Source organism: Micromonospora sp. NPDC000668 (assembly GCF_042897975.1).
Taxonomy (GTDB): Bacteria; Actinomycetota; Actinomycetes; order Mycobacteriales; family Micromonosporaceae; genus Micromonospora.
The window spans coordinates 298,327-312,082 of the sequence record NZ_JBIAYP010000007.1 but is presented as its reverse complement, the minus strand read 5'-3'; the positions used below and the strand labels follow the sequence as shown (position 1 = coordinate 312,082).

Genomic DNA, 13,756 nt, shown 5'->3' with positions numbered 1-13,756 from the left:
CCGGAGAACGGCGCCATGCCCGCCGCGCAGTTCCGCCCCGCCGTGAGTTCCGGCCCGCACTGGGTTTCGGCCCGCACTGGGTTCCGGCCCGCTGTGAGTTCCGGAGGTGGACGCGGCGCAGGGTCACGCTGGAATGCGGTGCCGCAGTCATGGCTGCTGGATGGGCTGTGGTGGTCACGGCCGCCGGTGGTAGTGGTTGCGGCGGGGGAGTTGGTCGGGATCGAGCCAGGCTGGTGGGACGAATTCGGGGTGGCCGTCGTCGCCCAGTCGGACGGTCCAGTCGCCGTGATGGATGTGTCGGTGGTGGTGGGCGCAGAGAAGCACGGCGTTGGTCAGGCTGGTGTTGCCGCCGGCTGCCCAGTGTTGGATGTGGTGGGCGTCGCACCAGCGGGGTGGGCGGTCGCAGCCTGGGAAGGCGCAGCCGCGGTCGCGCAGGACCAGGGCGCGTCGTAGTGGGCCGGTGATGAGACGGCGTTGCCGGCCGACGTCGAGTAGCTGGCCGGTGCTGCCGAGGACGGCGGGGAGGATGGCCGCGTCGCAGGCGAGGCGGCGGACCGTTTCTGGGGTGAGCCGGAGGCCGGTGTCGAGTGTGCCGGAGTCGAGTTGCCGGGTCAGCGCGTCGAAGCTGGTGGTAACCACGATCTGGGCCGGTTCGGCGCCGTGCTCGGGTAGCTCGCCGGTGCGTAGGGTGAGTCGGCAGAGGTCGGCGAGTGCGTCGTGTCGGCGTTGCCCGGGGGTACGTGGGTCGTCCGGGCCGGTGGGTGCGGTCAACGGCTCGATCGCGGCGCGTAGCAGGCCGGCTGCTTCGGCGTCGAGGCTGCCGGTCAGCCGCAGGCGGCCATCTGGCAGCTCGGACAGAGTGACATGACGATCCCGGGCGGAACGGCGGGCCTCGGTCTCCAACGCCGCCCGGTTGGCGGCGTCGGCGACCTCCGGGGCGACGTGGTCGAGGATCCGCGTGCCCAGCCTGCGGAGTAGCGTGGGATCGAACTGCCCGGCCCATTCGACCAGCACGCCGACGGCCTTGTCGGCAGCCTCGGCGCCGGCGGCGGTGTGCACCGTGTTGACGGTGTCGCCGATGACCCGGGCCTGCTCCACGCTGATGTCCCCATTGGCCAGAGCAGCCCGGACCCCCGGCGCTCCGGCGTCCAGCGCAGCGGCGAGGTCGACCAACCGGCGCGCGGCGGGAACGGTGAGTCGCAGCCGATCGCGCAGCCACACCGTCGTCGACGACGCACTCTGCGCCGCAGCCGTGCCGCGACTGTCGACGGCCCGCACCAGGGCCAGCTTGACGGCCGCCAGGCGCTGCTCGAGCCGGTGCGCGGCATCCAGCGCCGCGACGAGATCGTGCTCCCTAAGGGCCCACGTCGCCGCGTCGCCGCAGGCGGCGACTGCCGCCTCCGCCTGCGCCAACTCCTCCATCACAGATCGAACTTAGAACACGTGTACGACAGTTTGGTGCTCGGTCGGTGGACGGTTCGGCTGCTCTCAGCGGCGGCGATGGGATGCTGGTCCGGGAGGCTGAAGGTGTTGGATTTCGGGGTCGTTGCCAGGGCTCAGCGGCCCGCGCAGTCGACGAGGCGTTCGGTGGCGAGGCAGGAGACGAGGCAGCGTTCCTTGGCGTCGCCGCTCAGCCGGGCGGTCCAATCGGTGAAGCCGCCATCGCCGACCTCCAGGCTCCCGCCGAGGACGGTGATCCGTATAGAGCAAGCCGTGTAGTAGCCCTGACCGCGCCTCCGCTCCGGCTCGTCCACGAGCGGCACCGCGCCACCGTCGAGTGCTGGTCGGACGGTGTCGGCCAGTCGCTCCCGGACGACCGGGTCGTCGAAGACCGTGACGTGTAGCTCGGTCAGACCTCGCTGGCGCGCATCGTGCTGACGATCTTGTTCTGGTTGACCGGTGCGGCCGTCGAGCAGGTGCCCATCGGTACGACCGGCGACAGCTCCACTCCCGAGATGTCGGCCGGCAACAGTTGCCACATTCGTGCCTCGACCTAGGCGAGCGCGCGGGGGTCGGCGCGGGCCGGGCGGACCAAGCGGTCCTCGCGCCAGCGGCGAACCAGGTCGGGCGGGCGCACGGTCGTCGCACGGTCGCGGGCCACTGTCAGCAACAGGGTACGCAGATCCGTGGCAGGTAAGCCGGCCAACGTGGCCCGTGTCCCCGCCGGCATCGCCGCCCACACTCGACGCTCCGAGTCGGTCAGTTCGCCGCCGTCCATGGCGCCCACCATGGCCCACGCGGCCGGCCGGGTCCACGTGATTTGAGGGGCTGGTGGCCGGCCCGAGAGGGAGCGGCCACCAGCCGTACCGGTCAGGTCAGCGAGCAGGCCGAGCCGTTGACGGTGACCAGGCCCGGGTTGGGGTTGGCGCCGCCGCCGGTGGTCGCGTTGAAGCCGAACGTCACGGTGCCGCCGGGCACGATCCGGGCGTTGTACGACTCGTTGCGCGCGGTCACCGTCGCGCCGGACTGGGTGACCTTCGCCAGCCACGCCTCGCGTATCCGCTGGTCCCCGGTGAACGCGAACCGCACGCTCCAGCCGTTGACGGCCGTGGCGCCGGTGTTGCGCACGGTCAGCTGTGCGGTGAACCCGGTCCCGCCGTGCCAGGTGCCGTAGTTGGTGTAGCGGACCGCGCAGGTGGTGGCCGGCACCGAGCTGGCGTCACCCTGGTCGGCCAGGAACGAGGCGATCCAGGCCAGCGCCGAGTTCCAGTTGATCGCCACCTCGTTGGTCGCGTACGAGTTGATGTCGTCGACATAGCAGAACATCGGCTCGCAGCCGGCGAGCAGTTGCGCCGCGAACGGGTCCTGGAGGGCGGCGTTCGCGCCACCGGCGAGGGAGCCGGCGGGTGGGTTCGGCAGGTTCGGGTCGAGCTGGTGGCCGAAGATCCGGCTGTGCTGGTTCTCCGCCGCGTGCTCGCCCCACCCGGTGACGTAGGAGATGTTCAGCGCGTTGCGGCCGAGCAGGTAGTCCATCGCCTGCACGGCGCCGTCGCGGTAGTCGGCGTCGCCGGTCAGGTCGAAGGCGGTGGCCAGCACGACGGCGTTGTTGATGATGTTGCTGTTGGCGCCCCAGAAGTAGCTGCCGGCGTCCCCGGGCATCGGCAGCCCGTACGCCTGCCGGCGCAGCTCGGCGAGGTACGTGTCGGCGGCGGCGGTGACCGAGGCGCGGACCCGGGTCAGCTCGGCGGCGGGTAGCCCGTTCGGCACGGTGGCCAGGTCGAGGCGGCCGAGCGCGGCGGTGCTCTGCCAGCCGAAGCCCTGCGGGCCGAACACGTCGCCGGTGTGGTGCGGCGAGGCGGTCAGGTCGCTCAGGTAGGTCTGCGTGCCGGTGCTCAGGTACAGCCCGACCGCCGCCCAGTAGAACTCGTCGGTGACGGTCGAGTCGTCGTACGCGCCGCCGCCGGTGCCGTCGGTGGGGCTGGCGTACACCGCTGGATGGGCCTTGGCCGCGGCGTAGGCCGTCGTCGCGGCGGTGGCGCAGCGGCCCGCGAACGCCGCGTCGTAGGGGGCGTAGAGCCGTGCGCACTGGGCGGCGGTGGCGGCCAGGTTGAGGGTGGCCGCGGTCGACGGCGGGTGCAGTTCGCGGGGCTGCGGGTCGTCGTGGGGGGCCAGCGGCAGCCCGGTCCAGTTCCGGTCGTGGATCTTGTGGTGCGCCATTCCGGCGAGCGGCTGGCCGGCCGGCACCTGCATGCGCAGCAGGAACTCCAGCTCCCAGCGGGCCTCGTCGAGGATGTCCGGTACGCCGTTGGCGCGCTCGGGTACCCGCAGCGTGCCGTCGGCCAACCCGGTGCCGCCGGCCGCGGTGGCCGCCGTCCTGGTCCGCTCGAAGGTGTTCAGCAGTTGGTAGGTGGCGATGCCGCCGTTGACCACGTACTTGCCGTGGTCGCCGGCGTCGTACCAGCCGCCGCGCACGTCCAGGGAGTAGTCGCAGACGCCCGGTTGGCAGGGCACGCTGGTGTCGCCCTGGTTGGGTGCCACGCCGAGGTGGCCGGCGGGTCGGGCGTACTCGTCGCCGATCAGATCGCCGTCGATGGCGGTGCCGCTGCGCTGGGCGTAGAAGAACTGGAGCGAGTCGGCGCGCAGCCGGTCGTACAGGGTGCCGGAGATGTCGAACGGGTGACTCGTCTCGCCGTCCACGGTCAGCGTCAGCCCGCTGCCGGGGGTGCGGTAGCTGGAGAAGTCGGCCGTCTGCACGTTCTGCCCGGAGGCGTCGTCCACGCCGCGGGCGGTGGTGGTGCCGCTGGCCAGGACCGCGCCGCCGGCCGAGCGCAACTGCCACGGCAGAGGGTCGGTGGCCGTGGTGACCACGGTGGCGTTCTTCGGGCCGCCGGGCAGGTAGCCGACCTGGTTGACCCGCACCCGTGGCCCGGTGTCCGGCTCGTACGGCTCGGGCGGCTCGCCGCCGCGCAGCGAGACGTCGTCCAGGCAGACGGTCTGCGTCTCGGCGGCGCCACCGACCTGGAAGATCAGCTGGGCGGCGGGGTTGTCGTCCGGGACGGTGAAGGTCTGCTCGACCCGCTGGGCGGTGCCGGTGGCGGTGGCGTCCACGGCGGCGTACGTCGTGTACGGGGCGCTGCCGAGCTGCAGGACGGCCTTGACCGCGGTGCCGGGAGTGGCGGAGACGGCGAAGCCGAGGGTGTATTCGGCTCCGGCGATCAGGGGCACGCCGTCCTGGCCGATGCCGGCGTCCCACGGGTTGGCCAGCCCGCCGGGGACGGTGGTGCAGAGCCGGCCGTCGGTCACCGCGAGCGCGCCGGTGCCGAAGGAGAACCAGGGGCTCACGCCGCCGCTGAAGTCGCCGTTGTCGATCTGCTCGGGGGCGTCCGGTGGCGGGTCGGCGTGGGCCGGGCCGGCGCCCGCGGCGGTGAGGGCCAGGGTGGTCGCCGCGGCCAGCAGGAGGCGGCGTCGGGATGGCGTCACGGGGGAGTCCTTCCGGGACGGGAAGTGAAACGGTGGCGGCGGAAGCTGGGAGCGCTCCCAGGTGTCGGCTCGATGTTTCCAGCGGGTCAGGGGCATGTCAATCGATCTGACTGGATGGCTTTCGGTGCCCGACTAGGGCGGCCGGCCAGCACGACGCCGGGCCGGGGTGCCGCGACTCGCCGTTGCGGACACGTGAGATTGGCCGCGCCACGCCCCGTCGTCCTGATCTCCTAGAGACAACTGCGCCCTTCGCCTGGCAGGCTGCCTCCCATGACCCTGAAGCTGCGTTCCGTGGGAACGAGCGACCGTGGGCTGATCCGCAGTGGAAACCAGGACGCCCTGCACGCCGGGACCTGGCTCGTCGCCGTCGCCGACGGCATGGGCGGGATGGCGGCCGGTGACCTGGCCAGCGCGCTCACCATCGACGCGGTCGCCCCACTCGACGTGGAGACCCCCGAGGACGCCCTGGTGGCCGCGCTCCAGGGCGGCATCGCGGTGGCCACCGCGCGGATCCGGCAGGCGGTTGCCGAGGATCCGGAGCGCCAGGGCATGGGCACCACGTTGACCGCCCTGCTCTTCGCCCGTACCGGCAGCTGCCTGGCCCTCGCGCACGTCGGCGACTCCCGGGCCTACCTGTTCCGCGAGGGCGTGCTCAAGCAGGTCACCAGGGACGACACCTTCGTACAGATGCTGGTGGACCAGGGCGTGATCACCGCGGACCAGGCCAGCAGCCATCCGCGCCGGGCGGTGGTCACCCAGGCGCTCCAGGGCGACGACGTCTCCCCGTCCTACGCGACGATGGTGCCCCGGGTCGGCGACCGGTGGCTGCTGTGCAGCGACGGGCTCTCCAACGTGGTCCGTCCGGACACCCTCGCCGAGGTGCTCACCGGCTACCCGGACCGCGCCGCCTGTGCCGGCAAGCTGATCGACCTGGCGCTGCACGCCGGTGGGCCGGACAACGTCACCGTGGTGGTGGCCGACGTGGAGGAGGAGTAACCGGCGTTCAGCGCCGGCGTGGCGTGGCCCGCCGGGTGGGCGTCGCGGTAGCCGGGTCCTCCGGCCACGGGTGCCGGGGGTAGCGACCGCGCAGCTCGGCGCGGACCTGCGGATAGCCGGTGCGCCAGAACGACGCCAGGTCGGCGGTGACCGCCACCGGCCGCCCGGCGGGGGAGAGCAGGTGCAGCAGCACCGGCACCCGCCCGTCGCCGATGCGGGGGGCCGCGGGCCAGCCGAACGTCTCCTGGAGCTTCACCGCCAGCACCGGCGCTGCCGGGTCGCTGTAGTCCAGCCGGATCCGTGAACCACTGGGCACATCGATCCGCTCCGGTGCCAACTCGTCCAGTTGGGCGGCCTGCTTCCACGGCAGCAGCCGGCGCAGCGCCGAGGCGACGTCCACCCGGGCCAGGTCGGCGCGGCGCCGGGCGGCGGCAAACTCCGGGCCGAGCCAGGTCGGCGCGGTGGCGAGCAGCGCCTCGTCGCCCACGTCCGGCCACTCGGCACCGAGGTGGTGCCGGCCGAAGGCGAGCCGCTCGCGCAAGGCCCGGGCCGCTGGCGTCCAGGGCAGCAGTCCCAGCCCTTCCTGGCGCAGACCGGTCAGCAGCGCCTCCGCCACCTGCGCCCGGTCCGGGCGGTCCAGCCGGCGCTCCTGCAGCTCGATCGCGCCCAGTCGGGTCACCTCCCGGGCCACCACGTCTCCGTCGGACCAGCCGACCTCCCGGCGCGTGGACAGCAGCGGCCCGGCGGCCTCGCGGGCCGTCGCCTCGTCCAGCGGCGTGGCCCGGCGGATCCGCGCCGACGGCGCGCCGGGGGTGCGGTCCGCGACGGCCACCGCCAGCCAGTCGGACCCGGTCAGCCCCGACCCGGCCGCCAGCTCCGCGGCGGTCCCACCGGTCATCAGGTACGCGGACCCGCCCGGCCGCCGGACCCGGGCCAGCCGTTCCGGGTACGCCAGCCCGACCAGCAGCCCGGCGGCCAGGTCGTCGGTCAGCCCAGCGGAGCCGGCACGTCCGCCGGCTCCCGGACCGCTCGCTCGGGCGGCGCGGTCGGCGTCGCCACGGCCCTCGGGGGTGGAGCCGGCGGGCAGCGCGGCGCGCAGCCGGCGTACCTCGCCTCGCCAGCGGGCGGTCGCGGCCGGGTCGACCCCGGTCCGCAGCCGGCGCCAGCCGGCGGTCAGGTCGTCGCCCGGGCCGGCCGCGCTCTCCTCGGAGAGCAGGGCCACCACCTCGGCCGTCCGGTCGGCGCCGACCCGTCCGGCGCCGTCGAGCAGAGCCCGGGCCAGCCGCGGGTGCGCGCCGGCGGCGGCGATGGCCCGCCCCCGCCCGGTGATCCGGCCGTCCGCGTCGACCGCGCCCAGGGTGGTCAGCGTGTCCCGGGCCACCGCCATCGCCGCAGCCGGTGGCGGGTCGGGCAGGGCGAGCCCGACGCCGTCCGGCCGGCCCCAGGCGGCCAGCTCCAGCGCGAAGCCGGTCAGGTCGGCGGTGGCGATCTCCGGCTCCGGCCGGGCGGGCAGTCGCTCGTGGGTCGCCGCGGACCAGCAGCGGTAGACGGACCCGGGGGCCTCGCGGCCGGCCCGGCCGGCCCGCTGGGTGGCGGCGGCTCGGGAGACCGGCACGGTGATCAGCGCGCCGAGCCCGCGGGCCAGGTCGATGCGGGGCACCCGGGACAGTCCGGCGTCCACCACCACCCGGACGCCTGGCACGGTCAGGCTGGTCTCGGCCAGCGCGGTGGCCAGCACCACGCGGCGTCGATCTGCCGGACGCAGGGCGGCGTCCTGCTCGGCGCCGCGTTGCCGGCCGTGCAGCGGGAGCAGCGCGACAGTGTCCCGCAGGTCGGCCAGTCGGCCGGTGACCGCCGCGATCTCGCCGGCTCCGGGCAGGAAGACCAGCACGTCGCCGTCGTGCTCGCGCAGCGCCCGCCGGACGGTGGCCGCCACATGGTCGAGCAGGGACCGGTCCACCGGACCGGCTCCGGGCGGGGCGATCGGCCGGGGTGGCGGCGCCCAGATTCGCTGCACGGGGTGCAGCGCGGACTCGGCCCGTACGACCGGGGCCGGGCTGGGCCCGCCGAGCAGAGCGGCGAAGCGGTCGGTGTCCGGGGTGGCGGACATCGCCAGCAGCCACAGGTCCGGCCGGAGGGTGGCCCGCGCCTCCACCGTGAAGGCCAGCGCGAGGTCGGCGTCGAGCTGCCGCTCGTGGCACTCGTCGAGCAGCACCGCGCCCGTGCCGGGCAGCTCAGGGTCGTGGTGCAGCCGGCGGACCAGCAGGCCGGTGGTGACCACCTCCACCCGCGTTGCCGGGCTGACCCGGCGCTCGCCGCGTACCGCGTAGCCGACACGGTCACCGACCCGCTCGCCGAGCAGTTCGGCCATCCGCCGGGCGGCGGCGCGCGCGGCCACCCGGCGGGGTTGCGCGATCACCACCCGGCCGGTCACCCGGTCGGCTACGGCCAGCGGCGCGAGGGTGGTCTTGCCGGTGCCCGGCGGAGCCACCAGGACCCCGGCGCCGGCCGCGTCGAGCGCCGCGATCAGCGCCGGCAGCACCGGGCGTACCGGCAGGTCCAGGGTTTCGTCAGAGAGCACGGCCCAGTCTCGCACCGGCCCGGGTGGGTCAGTTGTGGCGCACCTCGCCGACGCCGCGCAGGAAGGTACGCCAGGCCGACGGGCCGAAGGCGAGCACCGGGCCGGAGCGGTCCTTGCTGTCCCGGACGGCGACCTGACCGTCGGCTGTCGCGACCTCCACGCAGTTGCCGTTGCCACTGCTGCGCGTGCTGGTGCGCCAGTCCGCCCGGGTCAGGTCGATTGCCGTCATCCGCGATACCTCTCGTCTGCGTCGGCGTGCCGCAGAAGCGGTCACGCAAAGTTACGAGAAGCATGCTCGATACGGGTCAACGACGCCGCCGGATCGAGCGCCATCCGACACAGCTCCTCGTGCAGAAGGCTATACCCGAGCACTTGATCGGCATCCTCCAGCGCCAGTCCCATCGTGAGGTTATCCAGGTAAACCACGGACGCGTCGGCGGCCTCGGCGAAGTTGAGGATCACGTACGGTGTGCTCATCGCGGGGTGACCGCCGGCCGCGAACGGCAGTACCTGGATTGTAACGTTGGGTAACTGCGCGATCCGGCTCATGTGGACCAGCTGTTCGGCCATCACGGCGGCGCCGCCGACCGGGCGCAACAGCACCGCCTCGTTGACCACCGCCGACAACTGAACCGGGTTGTCGCGGCGCAGCACCTCCTGCCGCTGCAGCCGAGCCGCCACCTTGCGCTCCACACCGTCCTCGCCGGCGGTGCGCCGATAGATCTCCCGGGCGTACGCCTGGGTCTGCAACAGCCCCGGCACCGACTCGGCCTCGTACGTGCGCAGCGCCGCCGCCTCGGCCTCCAGCCCGACGTAGAACTCGAACCACTCGGGCAGTACGTCGCTGTAGTTCTGCCACCAGCCGCGCTGCTGTGCACCCCGGGCGATCTCGATCAGCGCCTCGGCGTCCGCCCCGGTCACCTCGTAGAGCGCGAGCGCCGCCCGGACGTCGCGCGGCTTGATGCCGATCTGCGCGGTTTCGATCCGGGAGAGGTTGCTCTTGGACATGTCGAGCTGGCGCGCGGCGACATCGAGAGTCATGCCCGCGCGTTCCCGGAGCTGGCGGAGCTCCCGAGCGATTCGTCGACGGCGCACGGTCGGGCTGGCGGCGGGTCGGATGGCGGGGGTGGGGGTCACCGTCCGAGTCTGTCACGACAAGATCCGCAGGTCGCACATGCACGGAGTGCAACTTTCAAATCTGGGAGTTGCATTGCAGTAGCTGTCGGTGCATCCTTTCCCGGTCGCGATCACTGTGGACACATCCGTGCGGGAGGACCGTTGCTCATCGCCGACGAGTTCTTCCTGATCGCTCACAACGACAGCCGTGGCAAGGCCAAACTGCATCCGGCCGCGACCGGGCTCGGGCTGGCCGGCGGGCTGCTCGGTGAGCTGATCCTGTATGGACACATCACCGTCTCGAGCGGACGGATCACCCTCGTCGACCGACGCCCACCGGCCGACGCGCTGGCGCACACCGTGCTCGACCAGATGATCGGCGAGTCCCAGCATCAGGCGGTCGGCACCTGGCTCAGCTTCCTGGCGCAGAGCGCGACGACCTCGGTGGGGGAGCGCCTGGCCCGGGCCGGTGTGCTGCGCCGCCAGGAGAGCCGCCGGCTGCTGCGCACCTCGGTCAGCTACCTGCCGATCGACCTCAACGCGGTGGCCTGGCCGGCCACCCGGCTGCGGGCACTGCTGGACCGTCCGGACCCGCCGAGCGTGCCGGACGCCCTGCTGCTCGGCCTGGTCGTGGCCGCCGGCCTGACCCGAGAGGTGCTCTGGAGCGCCGGACCCCGCGCCCACCACCGGTTGAACGTCCTCATCCCGGCGCTGCCGGCGCCCCTGAAGGAACTCGTCGGGTACACCGAGGCCGCCGTTGGCGCCGCGGTGCTGCGCGGCGCCCCCTGATTCCCCGGTAACCCCCTCCTCGACAACCGGAGTAGTGGTATGCCCCCGACATCGACAGTCCAGCGACCCAGCAACGTCTCCGAATCTCTTGCCCGAGGCCGCCTCGGCATCCCCTCGGTGATCTTCTTCGTGCTCTCCGCCGCCGCGCCGCTGACCGTGGTGGCGGGTGTCGTCACCACCGGATACGGCGTGGTCGGGGTGACCGGCATCCCGCTGGCCTTCCTGGTGGTCGCCGCGGTGCTCGCCCTATTCTCGGTGGGCTACGTGGCGATGTCCCGCCGGGTGGAGAACGCCGGCGCCTTCTACGCCTACGTCTCCCGTGGCCTGGGCCGACCGGCCGGCGTGGCCGCCGCCTGGGTGGCGCTGACCGCGTACAACGCGCTGCAGGTCGGGCTCTACGGCACCATCGGCGTAGCCGCCGAGCCGGTGCTCGACCGGATCTTCGGCGGGCACCCGCACTGGTCGATCGTCGCCCTGGTGGCGTGGGCACTGGTCGGCCTGCTCGGCCTGCTCCGGGTGGACATCAACGGCATGGTGCTGGCGGCGCTGCTGGTCGCCGAGATCGTGGTGATCCTGATCTTCGACCTGGGACAGCTCGGCAATCCGGCCGGCGGCGAGGTCAGCTTCGCCGCGTTCTCGCCGGACAACCTCTTCGTGCCCGGGGTCGGCGCGGTGCTGGTGCTGGCCATCCTCGGGTTCGTCGGCTTCGAGTCCGCGGTGGTCTTCAGCGAGGAGAGCAAGGATCCGAAGCGGACGGTGCCGGTGGCCACGTACCTCTCGGTGGGGATCATCGCCGTGCTGTACGCGCTCTCCGCCTGGACCATGACGGTCGCCGTCGGACCGGACCAGATCGTCGCCGCGGCTGGCGAGCAGAGCGTCGGGCTGATCTTCAACCTGGCCGGGGAGCACCTCGGCGACACCGCGGTCACCATCGGCCAGGCACTCTTCCTGACCTCGGTGCTGGCCGCGATGATCTCCTTCCACAACACCACGGCCCGCTACGCGTTCGCGCTCGGCCGGGAGCGGGTGCTGCCGGCGGTGTTCGGGCAGACCTCACCGCGCAGCGGCGCGCCGCGGGCCGCCTCGCTGGCGCAGAGCGTGTTCGGCCTGCTGGTCATCCTGCTGTACGCGGTCAACGGCTGGGATCCGGTGATCAAGCTGTTCTTCTGGGTCGGCACCACTGGTGGCTTCGGCGTGCTGCTGCTGATCGCCACCACCTCGGTGGCGGTGATCGCCTACTTCGTCCGGTCGGGCGGCGGCGAGACGCTGTGGCGGCGGCTCATCGCACCCGGCCTGGCCACCGTCGCGCTCGTCGTGATCATCTGGCTGGCCGTGTCGAACTTCGCCAACCTGCTCGGCGTCGCGCCGGACTCCCCGCTGCGCTGGGCGCTGCCCGCCGTCTACCCGGTGGCGGCCGCCCTGGGCGTCAACTGGGCGCTGGTGCTGCGCAAGAGGCGTCCGGACACGTACGCCCGGATCGGCCTCGGCGCGAGCGCCGCTGCCGCGGTGCCGCCGGTGGAGCAGCCGCCGGCACCGGCCGGCGCGGAGGTATCCCGGTGAGCGTGGCCATCGACCGGCTCGGGCCGGAGGACACCGCGCTGGTGGCCGGCCGGATCGCCGAGGCGTTCACCGCCTTGGAGGTGACGCACTGGCTGGTGCCCGACGCGAGCAAGCGCGAGGCCGTGCTGGCGGGGAACTTCGAGATCCTGGTCGAGCACGCGATGCGGCACGGCCTCGTCCACGCCACCGCGGACCGGTGTGCGGTCGCCGTCTGGTTCCCGTCGGTCGGTGAGCCGGCGCCGCCGCCGACGGACTACGACGCCCGGCTCGCCGCCGCCTGCGGCGAGTGGACCGACCGGTTCCAGCATCTCGACGAGTTGTTCGCGGCCAATCACCCGCATCCTGACCACCACCACCTGGCCTTTCTGGCGACCCAGCCGGGCCGGCAGGGGCAGGGGCTGGGGACCGCGCTGCTGGCGCACCACCACGGGTGGCTGGACGAGAACGGGATGCCGGGTTACCTGGAGGCGAGCAGCGCTCGCAGCCGCGACCTGTACGCGCGGCACGGCTACCGGGCCGGCGAGCCGTTCCGGGTGCCCGACGGCACGCCGTTCTGGCCGATGTGGCGGGAGCCGGTCGGCCGCTGACGGGACCGGCCGGGTCGCTGCCCCGAGGGGAGCGACCCGGCCGGACGCCGAGCGGACCCGTTGTCACGTTCGCGTGACAACCGGTGCGGACGGTTGAGGGCCGGGTCCGCCGACCCGGCCCTCAACCGCCGAACCGCCTAGTACGCGCCGTCGAGCTGGCCGCGCAGCTTGGTCAGAGCCCGGGTCAGCAGCCGGGAGACGTGCATCTGCGAAACGCCGATCTGGTCGGCGATCTGCGACTGGGTCAGGTTGCCGTAGAACCGCAGGGTGAGGATCTTCTGCTCCCGCTCGTCGAGCGTGGCCAGCGCTGGGCCGAGGGCGACCCGCAGCTCGGCCAGCTCGAACTGGGAGTCCTCGCCGCCGAGCATGTCGCCCAGCTCGGTGGCCCGTTCGCCGTCGCCGGTCGGGGTGGACAGCGACACCGCGTTGTACGCGCGGGCGCCCTCCAGGCCCTCCAGGACCTCTTCCTCGGTGAGCTTGAGGTGGGCGGCGATGTCGGCGACCGTCGGCGACCGGCCGAGGGTCTGCAGCAGCGAGCTGTTGGCGTCGGAGATGGCCAGCCGCAGCTCCTGGAGCCGGCGGGGCACCCGGATGTCCCAGGTGCGGTCGCGGAAGTGCCGCTTGAGCTCGCCGATGATGGTGGGGATGGCGTACCCGGCGAAGTCGACGCCGCGGGACGGGTCGAACTTGTCGATCGCCTTGATCAGGCCGATCGCGGCGGTCTGCGCCAGGTCGTCGGTCGGCTCGCCCCGCCCGCTGTAGCGGTGGGCGAGGTGGTTGGCCAGCGGCAGCCAGGCCTCGATGGCCCGGTCTCGCAGCGCGGGGCGCGACGGGTGGTTGGCGGGCAGTGCGGCCATGGCGTTGAGCAGGTCGGCGGCGCTGTCGGTGAGCGCCCGCGGGTCCAGCTTCGTGGTGCTCCGGGCCGTGGTGGTCGGCTGCTCGCTAATCGTTGGCGCGGTCATGGGTGGTCCTCCCTGCACCTCGTCCGCGGATAAAAGACGTGACGCTTTGGTTTAGCTTCGTATGGGCCGTTCGGGACTCACCTTAGCCTGATCGTCTCCCCGAAATCTAGCCGAAAGGCTGATGTACTTAAGGTGTGTTCAGTAACGAAGGGAGCAAATAGGGCGGATCTCCGGATGCCTGTGAGGATCCTTACCTGGTAGGTGGCACCCCCGGTCGTCCCACCCGAGCCGGCCGATCGGCCACC

The 13,756-nt window shown here is 73.0% G+C and carries 13 protein-coding genes; 4 read left to right on the top strand and 9 right to left on the bottom strand.

The annotated features are described in order from the left end of the window. Nucleotides 1-174 precede the first annotated feature (174 nt). The 5 genes from ACFY29_RS31635 to ACFY29_RS31615 form a co-directional block, all read right to left on the bottom strand. The gene (locus ACFY29_RS31635) at nucleotides 175-1,425 is read right to left on the bottom strand and encodes a DUF222 domain-containing protein (protein ID WP_386991954.1); all 1,251 of its coding nucleotides are present in this window, start codon (nucleotides 1,423-1,425) and stop codon (nucleotides 175-177) included. A 131-nt stretch (nucleotides 1,426-1,556) separates the two neighbouring features. Next, a complete protein-coding gene (locus ACFY29_RS31630) occupies nucleotides 1,557-1,763 on the bottom strand; it encodes a hypothetical protein (RefSeq protein WP_386991952.1) in 207 nt (68 codons plus the stop codon). An 86-nt stretch (nucleotides 1,764-1,849) separates the two neighbouring features. Beyond that, nucleotides 1,850-1,981, bottom strand: a complete 132-nt coding sequence (locus tag ACFY29_RS31625) for a hypothetical protein (protein WP_386991950.1) — start codon at nucleotides 1,979-1,981, stop codon at nucleotides 1,850-1,852. Between the two features lie 12 nt (nucleotides 1,982-1,993). Continuing rightward, nucleotides 1,994-2,218, bottom strand: coding sequence for a hypothetical protein (locus ACFY29_RS31620; protein WP_386991948.1), 225 nt, complete (start codon nucleotides 2,216-2,218; stop codon nucleotides 1,994-1,996). Between the two features lie 92 nt (nucleotides 2,219-2,310). Next, nucleotides 2,311-4,920 carry a glycoside hydrolase family 9 protein gene (locus ACFY29_RS31615; protein ID WP_386991946.1) on the bottom strand — a complete coding sequence of 870 codons (2,610 nt, stop codon included), beginning with the start codon at nucleotides 4,918-4,920 and terminating at the stop codon, nucleotides 2,311-2,313. 270 nt (nucleotides 4,921-5,190) lie between these two features. On the opposite strand from ACFY29_RS31615, the gene ACFY29_RS31610 reads away from it, so the two are divergent. Continuing rightward, nucleotides 5,191-5,916, top strand: coding sequence for a protein phosphatase 2C domain-containing protein (locus ACFY29_RS31610; RefSeq protein ID WP_355609933.1), 726 nt, complete (start codon nucleotides 5,191-5,193; stop codon nucleotides 5,914-5,916). A 7-nt stretch (nucleotides 5,917-5,923) separates the two neighbouring features. Here ACFY29_RS31610 and hrpB read toward each other — a convergent pair whose 3' ends face one another. From hrpB to ACFY29_RS31595, 3 genes are read right to left on the bottom strand one after another with little or no spacing between them, the layout of a single operon-like run. Next, complete coding sequence (gene hrpB, locus ACFY29_RS31605) at nucleotides 5,924-8,497, bottom strand: ATP-dependent helicase HrpB (RefSeq protein ID WP_386991943.1); 2,574 nt, start codon at nucleotides 8,495-8,497, stop codon at nucleotides 5,924-5,926. A gap of 28 nt (nucleotides 8,498-8,525) precedes the next feature. Next, on the bottom strand, nucleotides 8,526-8,726 hold the full coding sequence (locus ACFY29_RS31600) for a DUF397 domain-containing protein (RefSeq protein WP_386991941.1): 201 nt from the start codon (nucleotides 8,724-8,726) through the stop codon (nucleotides 8,526-8,528). Nucleotides 8,727-8,767: 41 nt separating this feature from the next. Beyond that, nucleotides 8,768-9,592, bottom strand: coding sequence for a helix-turn-helix domain-containing protein (locus tag ACFY29_RS31595; RefSeq protein ID WP_386992038.1), 825 nt, complete (start codon nucleotides 9,590-9,592; stop codon nucleotides 8,768-8,770). A gap of 183 nt (nucleotides 9,593-9,775) precedes the next feature. Here ACFY29_RS31595 and ACFY29_RS31590 point away from each other — a divergent pair, with 183 nt between their 5' ends. The 3 genes from ACFY29_RS31590 to ACFY29_RS31580 are packed head-to-tail and all read left to right on the top strand — an operon-like array spanning nucleotide 9,776 to nucleotide 12,549. Further along, nucleotides 9,776-10,402: a GPP34 family phosphoprotein gene (locus tag ACFY29_RS31590; RefSeq protein ID WP_386991940.1), complete on the top strand. Its 627-nt coding sequence runs from the start codon at nucleotides 9,776-9,778 to the stop codon at nucleotides 10,400-10,402. A 39-nt stretch (nucleotides 10,403-10,441) separates the two neighbouring features. Further along, nucleotides 10,442-11,962 carry an APC family permease gene (locus ACFY29_RS31585; protein ID WP_386991938.1) on the top strand — a complete coding sequence of 507 codons (1,521 nt, stop codon included), beginning with the start codon at nucleotides 10,442-10,444 and terminating at the stop codon, nucleotides 11,960-11,962. Then, nucleotides 11,959-12,549 carry a GNAT family N-acetyltransferase gene (locus ACFY29_RS31580; protein WP_386991936.1) on the top strand — a complete coding sequence of 197 codons (591 nt, stop codon included), beginning with the start codon at nucleotides 11,959-11,961 and terminating at the stop codon, nucleotides 12,547-12,549. Before ACFY29_RS31585 ends, ACFY29_RS31580 begins: the two co-directional genes overlap by 4 nt. Before the next feature lie 137 nt (nucleotides 12,550-12,686). Here ACFY29_RS31580 and ACFY29_RS31575 read toward each other — a convergent pair whose 3' ends face one another. Further along, nucleotides 12,687-13,511 (bottom strand): SigB/SigF/SigG family RNA polymerase sigma factor, encoded by an 825-nt coding sequence (locus tag ACFY29_RS31575; RefSeq protein ID WP_386991934.1) that lies wholly within the window; start codon nucleotides 13,509-13,511, stop codon nucleotides 12,687-12,689. Nucleotides 13,512-13,756: the final 245 nt, after the last annotated feature.